The sequence below is a fragment of the Pseudomonas lundensis genome (genome assembly GCF_002269125.1).
Classification (GTDB): Bacteria; Pseudomonadota; Gammaproteobacteria; order Pseudomonadales; family Pseudomonadaceae; genus Aquipseudomonas; species Aquipseudomonas lundensis_A.
Genome location: NZ_NQKI01000008.1, coordinates 16,071 through 34,652, shown reverse-complemented (window position 1 = coordinate 34,652; position 18,582 = coordinate 16,071). Strand labels below are relative to the sequence as shown.

The 18,582-nt window shown below is 59.1% G+C and carries 18 protein-coding genes and 1 pseudogene; 8 read left to right on the top strand and 11 right to left on the bottom strand.

Annotated features, from left to right (window positions below):
* Positions 1-9: 9 nt before the first annotated feature.
* Positions 10-897, top strand: coding sequence for an acyltransferase (locus CJF39_RS07175; protein WP_094992778.1), 888 nt, complete (start codon positions 10-12; stop codon positions 895-897).
* A 3-nt stretch (positions 898-900) separates the two neighbouring features.
* Here the strand turns inward: CJF39_RS07175 and CJF39_RS07170 are convergent, their stop codons facing one another.
* Positions 901-1,476 carry a DUF2780 domain-containing protein gene (locus tag CJF39_RS07170; RefSeq protein WP_094992777.1) on the bottom strand — a complete coding sequence of 192 codons (576 nt, stop codon included), beginning with the start codon at positions 1,474-1,476 and terminating at the stop codon, positions 901-903.
* Positions 1,477-1,894: 418 nt separating this feature from the next.
* Here CJF39_RS07170 and CJF39_RS07165 point away from each other — a divergent pair, with 418 nt between their 5' ends.
* The 4 genes from CJF39_RS07165 to CJF39_RS07155 all read left to right on the top strand — a co-directional run bounded on the left by CJF39_RS07165 (position 1,895) and on the right by CJF39_RS07155 (position 4,570).
* Positions 1,895-2,161 (top strand): short-chain dehydrogenase, encoded by a 267-nt coding sequence (locus CJF39_RS07165; protein WP_094992776.1) that lies wholly within the window; start codon positions 1,895-1,897, stop codon positions 2,159-2,161.
* Between the two features lie 130 nt (positions 2,162-2,291).
* Positions 2,292-2,738 (top strand): RHS repeat-associated core domain-containing protein, encoded by a 447-nt coding sequence (locus CJF39_RS23290; protein WP_249275335.1) that lies wholly within the window; start codon positions 2,292-2,294, stop codon positions 2,736-2,738.
* A 28-nt stretch (positions 2,739-2,766) separates the two neighbouring features.
* Positions 2,767-3,267, top strand: coding sequence for a hypothetical protein (locus tag CJF39_RS23285; protein WP_249275334.1), 501 nt, complete (start codon positions 2,767-2,769; stop codon positions 3,265-3,267).
* Between the two features lie 316 nt (positions 3,268-3,583).
* Positions 3,584-4,570: an RHS repeat-associated core domain-containing protein gene (locus CJF39_RS07155; RefSeq protein WP_094992775.1), complete on the top strand. Its 987-nt coding sequence runs from the start codon at positions 3,584-3,586 to the stop codon at positions 4,568-4,570.
* 62 nt (positions 4,571-4,632) lie between these two features.
* Here CJF39_RS07155 and fdhA read toward each other — a convergent pair whose 3' ends face one another.
* From fdhA to glyA, 7 genes are all read right to left on the bottom strand, one after another.
* Positions 4,633-5,832 (bottom strand): formaldehyde dehydrogenase, glutathione-independent, encoded by a 1,200-nt coding sequence (fdhA, locus tag CJF39_RS07150; RefSeq protein ID WP_094992774.1) that lies wholly within the window; start codon positions 5,830-5,832, stop codon positions 4,633-4,635.
* A gap of 82 nt (positions 5,833-5,914) precedes the next feature.
* Positions 5,915-6,772: a formyltetrahydrofolate deformylase gene (gene purU / locus CJF39_RS07145; protein WP_094992773.1), complete on the bottom strand. Its 858-nt coding sequence runs from the start codon at positions 6,770-6,772 to the stop codon at positions 5,915-5,917.
* A 79-nt stretch (positions 6,773-6,851) separates the two neighbouring features.
* Positions 6,852-7,484 (bottom strand): sarcosine oxidase subunit gamma, encoded by a 633-nt coding sequence (locus tag CJF39_RS07140; RefSeq protein WP_094992873.1) that lies wholly within the window; start codon positions 7,482-7,484, stop codon positions 6,852-6,854.
* Between the two features lie 11 nt (positions 7,485-7,495).
* Positions 7,496-10,513 carry a sarcosine oxidase subunit alpha gene (locus CJF39_RS07135; protein WP_094992772.1) on the bottom strand — a complete coding sequence of 1,006 codons (3,018 nt, stop codon included), beginning with the start codon at positions 10,511-10,513 and terminating at the stop codon, positions 7,496-7,498.
* Positions 10,510-10,845 carry a sarcosine oxidase subunit delta gene (locus tag CJF39_RS07130; RefSeq protein ID WP_094992771.1) on the bottom strand — a complete coding sequence of 112 codons (336 nt, stop codon included), beginning with the start codon at positions 10,843-10,845 and terminating at the stop codon, positions 10,510-10,512. The genes CJF39_RS07135 and CJF39_RS07130 overlap by 4 nt, the downstream gene beginning before the upstream one ends.
* 14 nt (positions 10,846-10,859) lie before the next feature.
* Positions 10,860-12,110: a sarcosine oxidase subunit beta family protein gene (locus CJF39_RS07125; protein ID WP_094992770.1), complete on the bottom strand. Its 1,251-nt coding sequence runs from the start codon at positions 12,108-12,110 to the stop codon at positions 10,860-10,862.
* Positions 12,111-12,132: 22 nt separating this feature from the next.
* Positions 12,133-13,386 (bottom strand): serine hydroxymethyltransferase, encoded by a 1,254-nt coding sequence (gene glyA, locus CJF39_RS07120; RefSeq protein ID WP_094992769.1) that lies wholly within the window; start codon positions 13,384-13,386, stop codon positions 12,133-12,135.
* A 301-nt stretch (positions 13,387-13,687) separates the two neighbouring features.
* Here glyA and CJF39_RS07115 point away from each other — a divergent pair, with 301 nt between their 5' ends.
* Complete coding sequence (locus CJF39_RS07115; protein WP_094992768.1) at positions 13,688-14,728, top strand: threonine aldolase family protein; 1,041 nt, start codon at positions 13,688-13,690, stop codon at positions 14,726-14,728.
* A gap of 128 nt (positions 14,729-14,856) precedes the next feature.
* Here CJF39_RS07115 and CJF39_RS07110 read toward each other — a convergent pair whose 3' ends face one another.
* Both CJF39_RS07110 and CJF39_RS07105 read right to left on the bottom strand, forming a co-directional pair.
* Positions 14,857-15,159 carry a cell division protein ZapA gene (locus CJF39_RS07110; protein ID WP_047278128.1) on the bottom strand — a complete coding sequence of 101 codons (303 nt, stop codon included), beginning with the start codon at positions 15,157-15,159 and terminating at the stop codon, positions 14,857-14,859.
* Entirely contained in the window at positions 15,156-15,386 is a 231-nt protein-coding gene (locus CJF39_RS07105; protein ID WP_094992767.1) for a hypothetical protein, read from the bottom strand. Before CJF39_RS07105 ends, CJF39_RS07110 begins: the two co-directional genes overlap by 4 nt.
* 211 nt (positions 15,387-15,597) lie before the next feature.
* On the opposite strand from CJF39_RS07105, the pseudogene CJF39_RS23640 reads away from it, so the two are divergent.
* Positions 15,598-16,437 (top strand): annotated as a pseudogene (locus CJF39_RS23640) (MCP four helix bundle domain-containing protein); the annotation flags it as partial.
* Positions 16,420-17,292 (top strand): methyl-accepting chemotaxis protein, encoded by an 873-nt coding sequence (locus tag CJF39_RS23635; RefSeq protein WP_432760234.1) that lies wholly within the window; start codon positions 16,420-16,422, stop codon positions 17,290-17,292. The pseudogene CJF39_RS23640 and the gene CJF39_RS23635, both read left to right, overlap by 18 nt.
* A 73-nt stretch (positions 17,293-17,365) precedes the next feature.
* On the opposite strand, the gene gbcB is transcribed toward CJF39_RS23635, so the two are convergent.
* Complete coding sequence (gene gbcB, locus CJF39_RS07095; protein ID WP_094992766.1) at positions 17,366-18,466, bottom strand: glycine-betaine demethylase subunit GbcB; 1,101 nt, start codon at positions 18,464-18,466, stop codon at positions 17,366-17,368.
* Positions 18,467-18,582: the final 116 nt, after the last annotated feature.

Here is an 18,582-nt window from a genome sequence, read left to right as displayed (position 1 = left end):
GAGTTGCTTATGCGCCGCCTGCTCACCGGCTGTCTGGTCACGCTCCTGTTGCTGTGCAACACCCTGATTCTGTTTGGTCCGCTGATGCTGTTTGCGTTGCTCAAGCTCATCTCGCCGGGGCGTTTGCGCGATTACAACTCGCGGGCGGTCATGTGGATCGCTGAGACGTGGTCCGAAATCGACAAACGCATTTTCGCCTTGTGCCTGCCAACGCACTGGGACATCCGTGGCGCCGAGGGTTTGAGCCGCAACACCTCCTATCTGGTGATCAGCAACCATCAATCATGGGTCGATATCCCGGCGTTGATGCAGGGCCTGAATCGCCGCACGCCGTTCTTCAAATTCTTTTTAAAGAAGGAACTGATCTGGGTGCCGTTTCTGGGACTGGCCTGGTGGGCGCTCGATTACCCGTTCATGAAACGCTATTCCAAAGCGTTTCTGGCCAAACACCCCGAACTTAAAGGCCAAGACTTGAAGATCACCCGCGCCGCCTGCGAACTGTTCAAGCGCCAGCCGGTGACGGTGGTCAATTACCTGGAAGGCACGCGCTTCACCCCGGCCAAAAGCGCCCTGCAACACTCGCCCTATACCTACCTGCTCAAGCCCAAGGCGGGCGGTGTGGCGTTTGTGCTGGCGGCGATGGGTGAACAGCTGGATGCCGTACTCGATGTGACCGTGGTGTACCCACAGGCCAAAATTCCGGGGTTTTGGGACTTGATCAGCGGGCAGGTGCCCAAGGTGATTGTCGACATCCAGACCCGTGAGCTGGACCCGGCCTTGTGGCAGGGGGATTACGAAAACGACCCGGTGTTTCGCGAGGTTGTCCAGAGCTGGGTCAACCAGCTCTGGATCAAGAAGGACCAGCGCATCAGCACCTTGCGTGCCGAGCGCAGCTGACCTTTAGATACCCCACAGCGTACTCAGCGTGGTCAACAGCGGGCTGGATACGCCCTGTTGGCCAAGGTACTGGGTGATCAACGGCGCGAATTGCTGAACCTTGCTGCTCTCCATGCCCAGCGCTTTGAACGCGCTGTTGAGCTGCGATTGATTCGTCACGTTGCTCACGGCCACTTTGGCATCATTGCTGACCGGGTTGATCTGGCCGACCAGGGCTTGAAGCTGCGGGTTCTTGGCGCTGAACTGGCTCAGTTGGGCCAAGGCACCGGCCCCGGTGACTTTGTTGATGCCCGGCACTTGCTGCGTCAAGGCCGTGTAATCATTGGGGGTGAGCTGGTTTTTGGCCAGGCTCAACATCGCGCCCACGCCACCTGCTGCCTGCTCAGGCTTAACACCCATCTGCTGGGCTTTAGCCAGCAGGTCCAGGGCCTGAACGGTCTGCTCGGACTTTGCGCTGTTGCCGCCCTGAACCTGATTCAAAATGCCCGCGGCATCGTTCAGGCTAAAGCCTCCTGCAAACACCGGGCTCGCGGCCACGGTCATCAATGTTGCCAGTGCTACGCCGCTCAACTTCTTCATTGCATCCACCTCTTAAAAGCCAAAGACCACTCCCGGCGGAGCAGTGAAACTGTGTGTAAGACCCCTACCCAAGGCCGTTGTTCCCAATGCCTGTGGCCGGTTCAACGGTTGGCAAGCTTAATGGAAAAGTGCCAATGCCTACAGCAATTGAGGTTTGCCGGTGGCGGGCCAGCGGCTTATAGTCCGCTCGTCGTCCCAATGACGACCAGGTTTGGCGACCTGTTTACCACCATGCGAAAACTCTTGTTTACTTGCAGGACTTTTTGCACCCGCAATGCTGCTTTATGGCAGCTGCGCGTGGGAGACCTTCGGGTCTGCCGGTGGTGTGTTTCCGGTTCGCCAACCTGCGCGCAGCTGCCACCTAGTCGTTTGGCGACGATTAGGTGGGGTTAAATCAAACACACAAAGAGCATTGCCCATGAACCGCTACATCCCGCTGACCGCCATCGACTGCCTGATCCCCAGCCTGCTAATAGACGCCCAAAGCCCGCCCGACGTACTGCACGCCAACGCCGCCGCGCGCATTCTGGCCGCCACCCAAGTGCTTGAAAGCCTTGAGCGGCTCGACCCCCACCACACTGACAGCATCGACCTCAAACAGTTGGCCCACGCGTGCGCCCTCTTACTGCGCGACGGCTGCGACCTGCTCGACGTGCTGGGCCGGCGTTTGCACGTCTCAACCTGAGTCAGTACGGGCCGCGACTCACGCAGTGCCCGGCTATGGGCGCTGCAAACCTAGCATTTCTGCCAGCTATACAACCCCTGAAAGCGTGTGGATGCTCAAAGCGTGTTCAACCACTCATTCGGGAACAACGATGAAAAAGCCCCCTCGCTCCCTACCAGGCAGTTACCAGTACGATGCACTGGATCGCCTGAGCAGCAGCAACACCACGCGTCGGTTTTATCAAAACGAGCGCATTGCCACTGAAATTGAAGGAACCAATACCCGTCGCTTTGTGGCGTTCGACGCTCAACCCCTGGCCGTACAACAAGGGCAAGCCACTACCCTGATGGCCACCGACCTGCAAACCTCGGTGCTGCAACACGTCAGTGCAACAGGCACACAGGCGTGTGCCTATACCCCCTATGGCCATCACCCGACCGAAAATGGCATCACCCGGCTACTGGCTTTCAATGGCGAACTCCCCGAAGCCGTGACTGGCCATTATTTATTGGGCAAGGGGTATCGAGCCTATAACCCGGTGTTAATGCGGTTTAATAGCCCGGACAGCTGGAGCCCGTTTGGGGAGGGGGGGGGGTAATGCGTATGCGTATTGTACAGACCCTGTAATGATGCAAGATCCCACTGGGCACGTATGGCAATGGGCAAAACCTGTTCTAAGAGCGTTTAAAATAATTAGAACTACAGAAAGAACAAATGCGCAAACCACATCGCTTTACTTAAAAACTTTAGGGTCGATCGATGCATTGAGTGCGCCCATGAACTTCGACATTAAACCCTCTTCATTATCTAACAGTGCGCTAGTAAAACAAGCCGCCACCAACGTCAAGCGCGCAGAGAAAATAACCAAACAATTCAATAAACTCAATGCACGTGCTGGCTATACACCGTACAGGGGTAACTTTATAAGTCAACCACGACGTGCAGCCGCAGAACACATGCAACAAGGCTATGTTCGCGCGACCCTAACCAGACATCAAATGAACATGGATAGCCATATTCGTAATAATGCACGCACACAGAGAAATAAAGCCATTAAACTTTTGCGTGATGCACAAAATAATTTAGAAATAGTCATAGAAAATCGCAACATCAGAATTGCAACTTAAACTGTCCGAGAAGTTCGTTTTTAAGTCCCCTGTGGCTTATCAACCCCAAGGATACGATTTGTATCCTTGGGGCCCATTCAGTCAAATACCCTCAACAACCCATGTGGGTTCATCACAAACTTCTTCGACGCCCCCTCATGAGGCCTCGTCCACGGGCTGGGATAAATCCGTATACCCTGGCACGGCTAAAACGCCAAACACGGCTGCGTTTGAAGGTGCGCGGGCCCTCCGCCGACCTATTACTTCTGCCAGCTATGCAACTCCCGAAAGCATGTGGATGCTGAAATCGTTTTCAACCACTCATTTGGGAACAACGATGAAAAAGCCCCCCCACGCCCCTCAAGGCAATTACCAGTACGACCCACTGAATCGCCTGATAATCAGCAACACCACGCGCCGGTTTTATCAAAACGAGCGCATTGCCACTGAAATTGAAGGAACAAATGCCCGCCGCTTCATGGCGTTCGACGTACAACCCCTGGCCGTGCAACAAGGGCAAGCTACCACCTTACTTGCAACCGACCAGAAAACATCGGTGCTGCAACACGTCAGCGCGGCAGGCACACACGCGTGCGCCTATACCCCGTTTGGTCATCACCCGGTGGAAAATGGCATCACCCGGCTACTGGCTTTCAACGGCGAACGCCCCGAAGCCGTGACTGGCCATTATTTATTGGGCAAGGGGTATCGAGCCTATAACCCGGTGTTAATGCGGTTTAATAGCCCGGACAGCTGGAGCCCGTTCGCAAAGGGGGGGATTAATGCATATGCCGCATTTGATAATAATGCGCCAAACACTATAGACCAGGACGGTCATTTCCCTATAAAAATCCCTAACCTTGTTAAAGCGTTCCAAAACATATTCATGGGAAGAGTATCCTCGCGGGTAATGAAACAAGCCAGAGCGCGCGCAACAAATCTGGATGATATTTTATCGACACGCCCACTGCCTTTTGAACAGAACGCTCCTCTTGACACCGGGGAAGATGCGTTTACTGGTAGACGCCATCCCAGACTGGAAAGACGTGGAAATATATATTCCCCAGAAGGCATCCAAGCACGTGAGGATGTACAACATTTCCTTAACCTTCATAACTCCCTTAATGGGCCGACAATAAATGCGCCTTCTTCCACCTCAACCCCACGCTTATCCTCATCCTCATCAAGATCAGTAGCGCCCGAAATATATATGGGTCCTCCTCCCCCCTACGAACCACCACCCAACTACTATAAAACAGTAATATTAGCCGCTAAGCCCGATCAATTTAAATCCTATATAAACTCCATTCGAAAGTCACAGTAAAACACCAACGTTCATTCAAGCTTAAGTGGCACCCTGCACTAGAGAGCGTGCCACTTAACGTTTTACACCGCACTAAATAACCGATGCGGATCAATCACAAACTTCTTCGGCACGCCCGCATCAAACTCCCCGTAGCCGCGAGGTGCATCGTCCAGGCTAATCACTTCGACCCCGACGATGTCGGCAATTTTGATCCGGTCCCACATGATCGCTTGCATCAATTGGCGGTTGTATTTCATCACCGGTGTTTGTCCGGTGTGAAAGCTGTGGGACTTGGCCCAGCCCAGTCCAAAGCGAATGCTCAGGCTGCCCATTTTCGCGGCGGCATCCACAGCACCCGGGTCTTCGGTGACGTACAGGCCCGGAATACCGATTTTGCCCGCCACCCGCACCACCCCCATCAGTGAGTTCAGCACGGTGGCCGGGGCTTCGTGTTTGACGCCGTCATGCCCATGCCCCCGGGCTTCAAAGCCCACCGCATCAACCGCGCAATCCACTTCAGGCTCGCCCAGCAACGCCGCGATCTGTTCATGCAACGGGGTGTCCATGGACAGGTCGGCAATTTCAAAGCCCTGCGCCTTGGCGTGGGCCAAGCGAATCGGGTTCACGTCCCCGACAATCACCACAGCAGCGCCCAGCAGGCGCGCGGATGCCGCAGCGGCGAGCCCAACCGGCCCTGCGCCCGCAATGTAGACCGTGCTGCCGGGGCCGACGCCCGCCGTGACGGCGCCGTGGTAACCGGTGGGCAGGATGTCGGAGAGGCAGGTCAGGTCGCGGATTTTCTCCATCGCGGCGTCGCGGTTCGGGAGTTTGAGCAGGTTGAAATCCGCATAAGGGACCAATACATATTCAGCCTGACCGCCGACCCAGTCGCCCATGTCCACGTAACCATAAGCACCGCCGGGACGGGCCGGGTTGACGGTCAGGCACACGCCGGTGTTTTGCTCTTTGCAACTGCGGCACCGCCCGCACGCCACGTTAAACGGCACCGACACCAAATCCCCGACCTTCAAATGCTCCACGTCACGCCCGGCTTCAATCACCTCGCCGGTAATTTCGTGCCCCAGTACCAGACCGGTTTGCGCCGTGGTACGGCCGCGCACCATGTGCTGGTCAGAGCCGCAAATGTTAGTCGACACCACACGCAGGATCACGCCATGGTGAATCGGTTTGCCTTGAGGGTTTTGCATCTTGGGGAAAGGAATGGATTGCACTTCTACCTGGCCATTGCCCAGGTACACCACACCGCGATTGTCAGCCATCGTGTTCACCCTTGTTGTTATTGAATGGGGTGACCGGCCAGCCGCAAGCCGATCTGCTTGCAGCTTAGTTGGCACTGGCACGTCACAGCACCACGGTACGACCTCCATTTAGGAAAACGCGCCGTTCAATGTGATAGCCCACACCCCGGGCCAATGTCTGGGCCTCAATGTCGCGGCCTTTGGCAATCAGGTCTTCGGGGTAGTAACTGTGGTCCACGGCCTCGACGCCCTGAGCGATGATCGGGCCCTCATCGAGGTCGTTGTTGATGTAGTGCGCAGTGGCGCCCACCAGTTTCACGCCCTTTTCGTAAGCCTGATGATATGGCTTGGCGCCTTTGAAACCCGGCAGTAGCGAGTGGTGAATGTTGATCGCCTTGCCATCCAGCTTGCGGCACAACTCGGGCGAGAGCACTTGCATGTAGCGCGCAAGAATCACCAATTCGGCGCCGGTGTCTTCGATCACTTGCCAGACACGGGCTTCTTGCGCGGGTTTGTCGTCGGGGTCGAGGGCAAAATGGTGATACGCGATACCGTGCCATTGGGCCAGCGGCGCCAGGTCCGGGTGGTTGGAAACCACGGCCACCACGTCCATCGACAATTGCCCGATACGCTGGCGGTACAGCAAGTCGTTCAGGCAGTGGTCGGACTTGGACACCATAATCAGCACTTTGGGGCGGTAATGCGGCGGGGTGAGTTCGAAGGCCATGCCGAAGGCTTGGCCACGATCCGCCAACCCGCCGCGAAAACTGCGTTCGTCAAAGTCATCGGGCTGGCGGAATTCAACCCGTATGAAGAACCGGCCGGAACGTTGATCGTCGAAGGAATGGTGCTCGGTGACGTAACACTGGTGTTCAAACAGGTGACGGGTCACGGCGTCGACGGTACCCAGTTTGCTGGGGCAATCGGCGGTGAGGATCCAGGTGTCAGGGGCGCGGCTCATGGGGAATCCTTATTGTTTTAATGTGACAACCACCACCCTGGCCCTGCGCGAGAGGGCCAGGGTGGGGGCCAGCCGTGACTCAGGCCTCAACACTCAGCCCATATTGCGCCGCGGCATCCTGCAACCATAGCCACCAATAGTCCGAAAAACTGCGGCGGATGAGCAGCTCCCACGTGTCTTCGCCCGTATGCCGGATCACCAGCTGCGACTTCGCAAACACCGTGCCCACCGCCTTGCCCACCGGGAAGTTGTCAGGGTGGACGTCGTAGCTGGTGGACTTCATCAACACGTCGCGTACGTGCGGCCCGCGCAGTTCCAGCAGTTGCTGCCCGCCGCTGACGTTCACCACCGCAATGTGCTGCCCCGCGAGGGCCTCACGCAAAGCCTGCTCGACGCTGAATTCTTCACCGCCGGGCACGATCAGCAGCCATTCGTCCGGGCCCATCCATTGCAGGGACGTTTCGCCTTTGGCCACCAGGCTCAACGCGACTGGCAGTTCAATGCCCAGCGCTTTGTGCACGCCCTCGCTGAACGCCGGGTCCCGGGCATCGCCCCGCAGGGTCAGGTGGCCCAACAGTTTTTTCTCGCGCACGGTGACACCGGGGTTCTGCCGCCCCTTGCCGATGAGTGCCGACAACCGGGCGTGATGCAAGGATGACTCGGCTTTGGCGCCCGAATCCGGACGCTGTTGGTATACGTTTGCGCTCGTCATGAGATCACCCATCAAATATTCTGCCGTTCGCCTTTGGGGTCGAAAAACACCGAAGACACGATTTGTGCTTCGATCACGCTGCCATCGGCCAACGGGGCAAAGACCCGTTCGCCCATGCGCTTGAGGCCGTCCTTGACCACGCCCATGGCGAATGAGTACCCCAGCGAGCCGCAGGTGTAACTGGAGGTCACATGGCCAACCATGCTCATGGGAATGGCCTGTTTGGGGTCGAACACCAGCTGCGCCCCTTCAGGCAGCCATTGGGTGGGGTCGACCGGCTTGAGCCCTACCAGTTGTTTGCGTGCGTCGCGCACGCAGTCTTCGCGGTTCATGCCGCGCCAGCCGATCCATGAGAACGGCTTGTTACGGCCCACGCACCAGCCCATGTTGAGGTCGTCGGGGGTCATCGAGCCGTCCGTGTCCTGGCCGACGATGATGAAGCCCTTCTCGGCACGCAATACGTGCATGGTTTCTGTGCCGTAGGGGGTCAGGTTGTACTGTTTGCCCGCCTCGACGATTTTTTCCAGCACGCCCATGGCGTAGTCGGCCTGGATGTTCACCTCGTACGACAGCTCGCCGGTAAACGAAATACGGAATACCCGCGCCGGTACGCCTGCCACCTGGCCTTCTTTCCAGCTCATGAACGGGAAGGCGTCGCGGTCCAGGTCGATGTCGGTCACCTCACTCAGCAGCTTGCGGCTGTTGGGGCCGGACAAGGTCAGGGTCGCGTAATGGTCAGTGACCGAGGTGAAGTACACCTTCAGCTCTGGCCATTCGGTCTGTTGGTACAACTCCAGCCATTGCAGCACACGCGCCGCGCCGCCCGTGGTGGTGGTCATCACAAAGTGGTTGTCCGCCAGGCAAGCGGTCACGCCGTCGTCGAAGACCATGCCGTCTTCTTTGCACATCAGCCCGTAGCGCGCCTTGCCCACGTCCAGTTTGGTCCAGGCGTTGGTGTAGATGCGGTTGAGGAACTCCCGCGCGTCCGGCCCCTGAATGTCGATTTTGCCAAGTGTCGAGGCATCCAGCAGACCGACGCTGTCGCGCACGGCCTGGCACTCGCGCTTGACCGCGGCGTGCAGGTCTTCGCCGGGCCGCGGGAAGTACCACGGCCGCTTCCACTGCCCGACGTCTTCAAAGGCTGCGCCCTGTTTGACGTGCCACGCCTGCAACGCGGTGTAGCGCACGGGCTCGAAAATGTGCCCGCAGTGACGCCCCGCCACCGCACCGAAGGTTACGGGCGTGTAGTTGGGGCGAAACATGGTCGTGCCCATTTGCGGGATGCTGACGTTCAGCGAACGCGCCGCGATGGCCAGCCCGTTGACGTTGCCGAGCTTGCCCTGGTCGGTGCCAAAACCCAGCGCGGTGTAGCGTTTGACATGCTCGACCGACTCAAACCCTTCGCGGGTGGCCAATTCGATGGCCGCCGCCGTGACGTCGTTTTGCAGGTCGACAAATTGTTTCGGCGCCCGTGCCGTGCCTTTTTCGTGGGGCACGTGAAACAACGCCAGTGTGGGTTCTTCGTAGGTCAGGAGGGCTTTGGGCAATGTGCCTTCAACGGCCTTGAACCCGGCTTCACTGGCCGCTCGCACGCCCCCTTCAAAGCCATCGGCCAGGCTGTCGCCCAAGCGGTAGACGCCATTGATGCCGCCTACGCACACGCGTTTTTGCGGTGCGTCACCGGGCACAAACCCGAGGATGTCTTCGCGCCAGATCGGTTTGCCGCCCAAGTGCGACGCCAAGTGCACCACCGGGCTGTAGCCGCCTGAGCTGGCAATCAGGTCGCAATCGAGCATCTCGCCGGGGCTGGTGACGCTGTGGGCGGTGAGGTCGATCGCCGCCACGCGGGCGCCGGTGACGTGTTTGCTGCCCCGCGCTTCAATCACGGCGCTGCCGGTCAGAATACGGATGCCTTTGGCACGCGCTTCTTCCACCAGCGCACCACGCGGGTTACTGCGGGCATCGGCAATGGCCACCACCGGCAGGCTGGCGTCGAGCCAGTCCAGCGCCACGCGATAGGCATGGTCGTTGTTGGTACTCAGCAACAATTTGCGCCCCGGCGCCACGCCGTAACGACGCACGTAGGTGGACACGGCACCGGCCAGCATGTTGCCCGGCACGTCGTTATTGCCATACACCAGCGGCCGTTCGCAGGCCCCCGTGGCCAGCACCACGCGCTTGGCCCGCACCCGGTGAATGCGCTGGCGTACCTGGCCAATCGGCGCACGGTCGCCCAGGTGATCGGTCAGGCGCTCATGAATCGTCAGGAAGTTGTGATCGTGGTAGCCATTGACCGTGGCGCGCGGCAACAGCACCACGTCCGGCATGCCGCCAAGCTCGGCCACCACGCTGGCGACCCAGTCCATGGCCGGTTTGCCATCGAGGCTTTCACGGCTGTCGAGCAAGCTGCCGCCGAACTCTTCCTGCTCATCGGCCACGATCACCCGGGCGCCACTGCGCGCCGCCGCCAATGCTGCCGCCAGCCCCGCAGGCCCGGCGCCGACAATCAACACGTCGCAGTGGCGGTTCATGTAGTCGTAGGTGTCGGGGTCGTTTTGCGTCGGTGAACGGCCGAGCCCGGCCGCTTTGCGAATGTACTTCTCGTAGGTCATCCAGAACGACTTCGGGTACATGAAGGTTTTGTAGTAGAACCCTGGCGGCATCAGCGTGCCGCCGACCTTGCCCAGAATGCCCATCATGTCGGTGTTCACGTTGGGCCAACCATTGGTGCTGGTGGCGACCAACCCTGAATACAACGCTTGCTGCGTGGCGCGCACGTTGGGGATTTGCGTGGCCTCAGTGGCGCCGATTTGCAGCACGGCATTCGGCTCCTCGGCGCCTGCGGCATAAATGCCCCGTGGCCGCGCGTATTTGAAGCTACGGCCGATGATGTGCACCCCATTGGCCAGCAGCGCAGCGGCCAGGCTGTCGCCTTCGTAGCCTTTATAGGTTTGCCCGTTAAAGGTAAAGGTCAGCACGTTGCTGCGATTGACGCGGCCGCCATGGGCCAAGCGATGGGTCTGACTCATACCTTTTCTCCCAGCTCGCGGGGGGCCGTTGTCGGGGCGGGCGCAGGCGACTGTTCAGTGAACTGTGGCTGGCTGCCGATGCGATACGTTTCAAGAATTTCGTACGTCACGGTGTTACGGGTCGCGTTGAAAAACTGACGGCAACCGGCCACGTGGTTCCACAGTTCGTGGTGCAGCCCGCGCGGGTTGTCGCGAAAGAACAGGTAATCGCCCCACTCGGCATCGGTGCAGCGATTGGGGTCGAGCGGGCGCGGGATATGCGCCTGCCCGGACGCGTGGAATTCCTCTTCAGAGCGCAACTCGCCGCAATGGGGACAGAAGATATGCAACATAGGTTTTTCTCCTGTTAGTGAGCGACGGCAGCAGCGCCGTGTTCGTCAATCAGCGCGCCGTTGTGGAAACGCTCGAGGGAAAACGGGGCAGCAAGCGGGTGCATCTCGCCCTTGGCCAGGCTGGCGGCAAACACGTTGCCTGAGCCAGGCGTGGCCTTGAACCCGCCCGTGCCCCAGCCGCAATTGAAAAACAGGTTGGGCACCGGGGTTTTGGAGATGATCGGGCATGCGTCGGGCGTGGTGTCGACGATGCCGCCCCACTGGCGGTTCATGCGCACGCGGGACAACACGGGAAACATTTCCACAATCGCCTGAATCGTGTGTTCGATCACCGGGTAGGAACCGCGCTGGCCATAACCGACCCAGCCGTCGATGCCCGCGCCGATCACCAGGTCGCCCTTGTCGGACTGGCTGATGTAGCCGTGCACGGCGTTGGACATGATGACGCTGTCGATGATTGGCTTGATCGGTTCGGACACCAGCGCTTGCAGCGGATGCGACTCAATCGGCAGGCGGAACCCGGCCTGACGCGCCATGTGCCCCGAGTTGCCAGCCGTGACCACGCCCACGCGTTTGGCACCGATAAAGCCTTTGCTGGTTTCGACGCCGATACACACGCCGTTTTCCTTGCGAAAGCCCAGCACTTCAGTCTGCTGGATCAAGTCCACACCCAGCGCATCGGCCGCCCGGGCAAACCCCCAGGCCACCGCATCGTGACGTGCCACCCCGCCGCGACGCTGCACCGTGGCACCCAGCACCGGGTAACGGGTGTTTTTGGAGCAATCCAGGTACGGGATTTCATCGGCCACTTGCTGCGTGTTAAGCAGTTCACCGTCCACCCCGTTAAGGCGGTTGGCACTGACCCGGCGTTCCGAGTCGCGCATGTCTTGCAAGGTGTGACACAAGTTGTACACACCCCGTTGCGAGAACATGACGTTGTAGTTGAGGTCCTGGGACAGGCCTTCCCACAGTTTCATCGCGTGCTCATACAAATGCGCCGACTCGTCCCACAAATAGTTGGAGCGCACGATGGTGGTGTTACGCGCCGTATTGCCGCCCCCCAGCCAGCCTTTTTCAACCACCGCCACGTTGGTGATGCCGTGTTGCTTGGCCAAGTAGTACGCCGTGGCCAGACCGTGCCCGCCGCCACCGACGATGACCACGTCGTACACCTTTTTCGGCGTGGGGGTGCGCCACATCTTCTGCCAGTTTTCGTGGTGGCTGAGGGAGTGCTTGAAAAGGCCGAAGCCTGAATACCGTTGCATAGGATTTACTCCAAAACCGCGCTCAGCGATAAACCGGGAAGTCTTTGCACAGCGCCGTCACTTGCTGTGCCACGTCCGCCTCAATGTCGGCATCCCCGAGGTGATCGAGGATGTCGCAGATCCAGCCCGCCAGCTCCGTGCATTGCGCCACCTTGAAACCGCGCGTGGTCACCGCCGGGGTGCCGATGCGCAGGCCCGAGGTGACAAAGGGCGACTGCGGATCATTGGGCACGGCGTTCTTGTTGACCGTGATATGGGCGCGGCCCAGCGCGGCATCGGCATCCTTGCCGGTCAGGCCCTGGCGGATCAGGCTGACCAGAAACAAATGGTTGTCAGTACCGCCGGAGACCACGTCATAGCCGCGTTTGATAAACACATCGGCCATCGCCTGAGCGTTGTCGATCACGTGCTGTTGATAGGTTTTGAAACCCGGCTCCAGGGCTTCTTTGAAGCACACGGCCTTGGCGGCAATCACGTGCATCAGCGGGCCGCCCTGACCACCGGGGAACACAGCCGAATTGAGCTTTTTCTCAAGCGCTTCATTGGCCTTGGCCAGAATCAGCCCGCCCCGTGGCCCGCGCAGGGTTTTGTGGGTGGTGGTGGTCACCACGTCGGCGTATGGCACCGGGTTGGGGTACACACCAGCGGCCACCAGACCGGCGACGTGGGCCATGTCGACAAACAAATAGGCGCCCACCTTGTCGGCTATCTGACGAAAGCGTGGGAAATCCAGGGTTTTGGAGTAGGCCGAAAATCCGGCAATGACCATTTTTGGCTGATGCTCAACCGCCAGCCGCTCCACTTCGTCGTAGTCGATCAAGCCCGTTTCGGTATTGATGCCGTATTGCACCGCGTTGTAGAGCTTGCCGGAGAAACTCACGCTGGCACCGTGCGTCAGGTGGCCACCATGGGCCAGGCTCATGCCCAGCACCGTGTCGCCTGCATTGAGCAACGCCAGGTACACCGCTGCGTTGGCCTGGCTGCCCGAGTGCGGCTGCACGTTGGCGTAATCGGCGCCGAATAACTGTTTGGCGCGATCTATGGCCAGTTGCTCGACGTTATCCACATGCTGGCAGCCGCCGTAGTAACGCTTGCCGGGATAACCCTCGGCATACTTGTTGGTCAGGCCGCTGCCCTGGGCCTGCATGACACGCTGGCTGGTGTAGTTTTCGGACGCGATGAGTTCGATGTGATCTTCCTGACGCTGGTCCTCGGCATTCATGGCCGCTAATAAAGCGTCGTCGTATCCCTGAATTTGATCCTGCTTGCTGAACATCGCGTTCTCCCGGCGCCAGCGCGCCCTTGGTCTGGGTGAGGGCTTGCCCTTTGAGACCGATGGTAGGGCTGGCGCACAGCGATCAAATGCCCACGCACGCCACGCAATGGTGCGTTTACGACATGCCTGCGAGATTCGCGCTCGCGGCCGTGACGCATGTCGCACGGCCACCCGGCCCCTACAGTGCAGAGCGGCCTTTCGCCGGTTTTCGTGTAAGAGATTTCCGCCACTTAAGCGGTGTCTGTGCACCCGCAGGATTCTTGGCTAAAGTGCACGATTACTTCGACCCTGGAACCGGAAAATGACTGATAAGAGCCAACAATTCGCCAGCGACAACTACTCCGGTATCTGCCCTGAAGTCTGGTCTGCAATGGAAAAAGCCAATCACGGCCATCAGCGCGCTTACGGCGACGACCAATGGACCCTGCGCGCAGCCGATGACTTTCGCAAATTGTTTGAAACCGACTGCGAGGTGTACTTCGCCTTCAACGGTACGGCGGCCAACTCACTGGCACTGTCGGCGTTGTGCCAGAGCTTCCACAGCGTGATCTGCTCCGAAACCGCCCACGTCGAGACCGACGAATGCGGCGCCCCGGAGTTCTTCTCCAACGGTTCCAAACTGCTGATCGCGCGCACCGAAAACGGCAAGATCACCCCCGAGTCGATCCGCGAGATCGCCCTTAAACGCAAAGACATCCACTACCCCAAACCCCGCGTCGTGACCATCACCCAGGCCACCGAAGTGGGCAGCGTGTACACCCCTGACGAAGTGCGCGCCATCAGCGCCACCTGCAAAGAGCTGGGGCTGCTGCTGCACATGGACGGCGCGCGTTTCTCCAATGCCTGTGCCTACCTGGGCTGCTCCCCTGCCGAGCTGTCGTGGAAAGCCGGCGTGGACGTGTTGTGCTTTGGCGGGACCAAAAACGGCATGGCGGTGGGCGAAGCGATCCTGTTTTTCGACCACGATCTGGCAGTGGACTTCGATTACCGCTGCAAACAGGCCGGGCAACTGGCCTCGAAAATGCGCTTTTTGTCAGCGCCGTGGGTCGGTTTGCTGGAAAACGGCGCATGGCTCAAACACGCAAAACACGCCAACCACTGCGCGCAGTTACTGTGCGAGCTGGTGAGTGACATTGACGGGGTTGAGCTGATGTTTCCGGTGCAGGCCAATGGCGTGTTCCTGCAACTCTCGGAACCGGCCGTGGCAGCGCTGACCGCCAAGGGCTGGCGCTTCTACACCTTCATCGGCAAAGGCGGCGCCCGTTTCATGTGCTCGTGGGACACCGAAGAAGCCCGGGTACGGGAACTGGCGGCGGATATTCGCGAAGTGATGGCGGGCTAAGCCCTGTTAGCGGTGTGAGGGGGGCGTGCGCCTCTTCATACCGACGGCCTGCGCGGGGGGTGCGATTGCTGTGCAGTCGATCGCAGCCTCGTGCCTGGGCAACGACGCTGCACAGCATGGCGAATTAATCAGGATTGCCCGAGTGTTCGCTCTATCACGTCGACCGTGGCGCTGACTTGCTCTTGATAACGGTCGAGTTCCTGTTTGTGGCTCAGTTGCAGTTCAATCTGTTGCGAACACAGATTCAAAGCTGCCAGCACCAACAGTTTGTCCCCGATCAGGCTCGGGTACTTTCTTTTCGTTTCGGCCAGGGCGGCTTTCAACATCACGGTGGCGGCCATCAGGGTTTGTTGCTCCCCTTCCGGTGCCTTGATCGTGTAGTCGTTACCCAGAATCGAGACGACATTTACACCGTCTCTGTCCACGCTCATGCGTTGACAGGGCTCACGCTCGCGCGCTCAACCAGGGCCTGAATGCGTGCTGCGGTGGCGCCCTGCTTCTCTTCCTGTTCCATCAGGCTCAGTTGCAGGCTTTCGTTTTCGTCTTTGGCCTGGGCCAGTTCAGCACTCAGTTGAGTGTTGGCGTCCAGCAGTTCTTGCTTTTGCTGAACCAGGTCGCTGACCAGTTGTTCCAGTTTGCTAAGGGATGACTCAATCATGGGGAAGATCTCAAGCAGTTTCAGAGGGCGCGTACGATAAAGAAAAGTCACCCTCTAAGCCAGGGTTATTCAGGCCGCAAAGCCCGATTTAGCTAGGGGCGCCGTTCATTTAGCCCCCTAAAGACTGTGGCAGGCCAACTAGGTTCCCGCCCCCGGTCGGCAAAGCCTGTGGCGCAACATTTTCACGGACGGCATTCAAGACTTTAGTCTTATGACCGATAGGTCATATACACCCCGCATTGACGTCGCACGGACCGCGCCTCATCCCTCAGGAAACATCATGTCTTTACGCAATATGAATATCGCTCCGCGCGCCTTTTTAGGGTTTGCGCTGATCGGCACGCTGATGCTGATTCTGGGGGCTGGCGCACTGCTCCAGATGGGCCAGATCCGCTCTGCAGCCGAGGACATCAGCACCAATAGCGTGCCGAGCATCCAGAACCTGGACGAGTTCACCCAACTGGCATTGCGCCTGCGTGTGTTGTCGTACCGCTTGCTGATCAACCGCGAGCCCGAGGTACAGCAAAAAACCATGGAACTGCTGGACCTGCGCAATCAAGAGATCCGCGTGGCCGAAACGCAATACGAGAAATACATCAGCAGCCCTCAAGAACAGGCTGTGTACGATCGTTACAAACAGCTGATGGTTCAGTACGGGCAATTGCAAGACCGCATGCGCAGCTACTCGCGCAATGACCAGGTCGATCAATTGCGCGAACTGCTCAACACTGAACTGCTGGAAAACTCCGAAGCGATCAACAAAGAACTCAACAACCTGATGCGCATTAATGGCCAGCAAATCACTGAAGCCAACCAGCATGCCAGCGACATGTATTCAGCCGCGATCAAGCTGGTGGTGTTCTTGCTGTTACTGGCCACAGTCCTGACCATCGTGTGCGCCCTGCTCCTGACCCGCAGCATCACCCAGCCAATCGCTCAGGCACTGGAGGCGGCCGAGGCCATTGCCGAAGGCAACCTCACACGCTCGATCAAAGCGGATGGTAACGATGAGGCGGGTCGTTTGTTACACGCCATGGCCAAGATGCAAGGCAAACTGCGCGATACCCTGCAGCAGATTTCAGGCTCAGCCACGCAATTGGCTTCTGCGGCTGAAGAGCTGAACTGCGTAACGGCCGAAAGCGCCAAAGGCCTGACCCAGCAGAACAACGAGATCGAACAGGCCGCGACCGCTGTCAATGAAATGACCAGCGCCGTGGAAGAAGTTGCACGTAACGCCGTCAGCACCTCCGAAGCCTCGCAAAGTGCCACTGCATCGGCCGGTGATGGCCGCGACCTGGTGCAAGAGACCGTCAGCGCCATCGAACGCATGAGCGGCGATGTGCAGAGCACCGCCACCCTGATTGGCAACCTTGCCGCCGAATCGCGTGACATTGGCAAAGTGCTGGACGTGATTCGCGGTTTGGCCGATCAGACCAACCTGCTGGCCTTGAACGCTGCCATCGAAGCGGCTCGCGCCGGTGAAGCGGGTCGCGGGTTCGCGGTCGTGGCGGACGAAGTGCGCGCACTGGCACACCGTACGCAGCAGTCGACCAGCGAAATCGAACGCATGATCGGCAGCATTCAGGGCGGCACCGAACAGGCCGTGGACTCGATGCGCAACAGCACCGAACGCGCCGAATCGACGCTCAACATTGCCAAAGGCGCGGGCCTGGCGCTGGACACCATCAACACGGCAGTAGTGGAAATCAACGAGCGCAACCTGGTCATCGCCAGTGCGGCCGAAGAACAGGCCCAAGTGGCCCGCGAAGTGGACCGCAACCTGGTCAACATCCGTGACCTGTCGGTGCAATCCGCGACCGGTGCCAGCCAGACCAACTCAGCGAGCAATGAGTTGTCGCGTTTGGCGGTGGACCTCAACAGCATGGTGTCGCGTTTCAGTTTGTAAACCACACCTCACAAGTTGCTCACCCTCTCCCACCGGGAGAGGGTCGGGGCAAGGGCAAGGGCAAACGCTCACGCTATAACTCAATCCGCACATCCCCTTTGGGCACACTGCAACACGACAAGATGTAGCCTTCGGCCACATCGTCTTCTGTAATCCCGCCGTTGTGCTCCATCTCCACCTCGCCGCCCAGCTTCAACACTTTGCATGTTCCGCAAATGCCCATCCCGCAGGCCTTGGGAATCATCAACCCCAACTTGGCCGCTGCTGCATGCACGGTTTCTGCCGGGCCCACGCGGATGCTCTTGCCCGACGCCGTGAACTCCACCTGATTCAGTTCGGCCGCATCCAGTTCGGGTGCATCGGCCGCCTGCCCGGCCTGCTCTTCGGCATCGGCCCGCACCTGCGGCGGCGTCGCGCCAAATGACTCTTCGTGGTAACGGTTCATGTCAAACCCGTTGGCTTCGAGCAACCGTTTGACCGCTGTCATGTACGGCGTGGGGCCGCAACAAAACACTTCACGCTCCAAAAAATCCGGGGCCATGAGTTCCAGCATTTTGTGATTCAAATACCCGCGATACCCCGCCCAGGGTTCGCCCAGCCCGTGCTTTTCGCAGATCAGGTGCAAGCTGAAGTTGTCAATGCGCGAGGCCATGTGCTCCAGCTCGCGGTGGTAAATGATGTCTTTGGGGGAGCGGGCGCTGTGGATAAACACCATGTCGACATTGGCATTGGTGTCGTAAAACCAGCGCGCCATCGACATCACCGGGGTAATGCCCACGCCACCGCTGAGGTACAGCACCTTGGGGCTCGGCGCATCAATGGCGTTGAACAGCCCAACCGGGCCATGCACCGCCAGCTCCTGCCCCTGCTGCAAGGTGTCATGCAGCCAGTTGGAAACCCGCCCGCCCGGCACGCGCTTGATGGTGACGGAAAAGCTGTACGGCACCGACGGCGAACTGGAGATGGTGTACGAGCGCATGACTTGCTCGCCGTCGATGTCCAGTTCCAGCGTCACGAACTGCCCCGGCTTGAAAAAGAACAGGATCGGCTGGTCCGCCATAAAACAGAACGTGCGCACGTCCCAGGTTTCCTGAATCACTTTCACGCAGCGAACGGTGTGGCGACCGTTGGCCCAGGTCTGGGTGGTTACCGGGTTCAGAAAGCTGTTGGACATGCGCTTCTCCACGGCCGACTGCCGGCCTCTTGCTGGCGATTCTGCGCATGCGCCGTGACGGCCATTTATCTATTCGCGACATTCACATGCTTATCGCGACCAGCCCCAGGAAACGG

Coding starts and splice junctions, on each gene's coding strand:
- CJF39_RS07175 (WP_094992778.1), top strand. CDS start 10: ATGCGCCGCCTGCTCACCGGCTGTCTGGTCACGCTCCTGTTGCTGTGC.
- CJF39_RS07170 (WP_094992777.1), bottom strand. CDS start 1,476: ATGAAGAAGTTGAGCGGCGTAGCACTGGCAACATTGATGACCGTGGCC.
- CJF39_RS07165 (WP_094992776.1), top strand. CDS start 1,895: ATGAACCGCTACATCCCGCTGACCGCCATCGACTGCCTGATCCCCAGC.
- CJF39_RS23290 (WP_249275335.1), top strand. CDS start 2,292: ATGAAAAAGCCCCCTCGCTCCCTACCAGGCAGTTACCAGTACGATGCA.
- CJF39_RS23285 (WP_249275334.1), top strand. CDS start 2,767: ATGATGCAAGATCCCACTGGGCACGTATGGCAATGGGCAAAACCTGTT.
- CJF39_RS07155 (WP_094992775.1), top strand. CDS start 3,584: ATGAAAAAGCCCCCCCACGCCCCTCAAGGCAATTACCAGTACGACCCA.
- fdhA (WP_094992774.1), bottom strand. CDS start 5,832: ATGGCTGACAATCGCGGTGTGGTGTACCTGGGCAATGGCCAGGTAGAA.
- purU (WP_094992773.1), bottom strand. CDS start 6,772: ATGAGCCGCGCCCCTGACACCTGGATCCTCACCGCCGATTGCCCCAGC.
- CJF39_RS07140 (WP_094992873.1), bottom strand. CDS start 7,484: ATGACGAGCGCAAACGTATACCAACAGCGTCCGGATTCGGGCGCCAAA.
- CJF39_RS07135 (WP_094992772.1), bottom strand. CDS start 10,513: ATGAGTCAGACCCATCGCTTGGCCCATGGCGGCCGCGTCAATCGCAGC.
- CJF39_RS07130 (WP_094992771.1), bottom strand. CDS start 10,845: ATGTTGCATATCTTCTGTCCCCATTGCGGCGAGTTGCGCTCTGAAGAG.
- CJF39_RS07125 (WP_094992770.1), bottom strand. CDS start 12,110: ATGCAACGGTATTCAGGCTTCGGCCTTTTCAAGCACTCCCTCAGCCAC.
- glyA (WP_094992769.1), bottom strand. CDS start 13,386: ATGTTCAGCAAGCAGGATCAAATTCAGGGATACGACGACGCTTTATTA.
- CJF39_RS07115 (WP_094992768.1), top strand. CDS start 13,688: ATGACTGATAAGAGCCAACAATTCGCCAGCGACAACTACTCCGGTATC.
- CJF39_RS07110 (WP_047278128.1), bottom strand. CDS start 15,159: ATGAGCGTGGACAGAGACGGTGTAAATGTCGTCTCGATTCTGGGTAAC.
- CJF39_RS07105 (WP_094992767.1), bottom strand. CDS start 15,386: ATGATTGAGTCATCCCTTAGCAAACTGGAACAACTGGTCAGCGACCTG.
- CJF39_RS23635 (WP_432760234.1), top strand. CDS start 16,420: ATGGCCAAGATGCAAGGCAAACTGCGCGATACCCTGCAGCAGATTTCA.
- gbcB (WP_094992766.1), bottom strand. CDS start 18,466: ATGTCCAACAGCTTTCTGAACCCGGTAACCACCCAGACCTGGGCCAAC.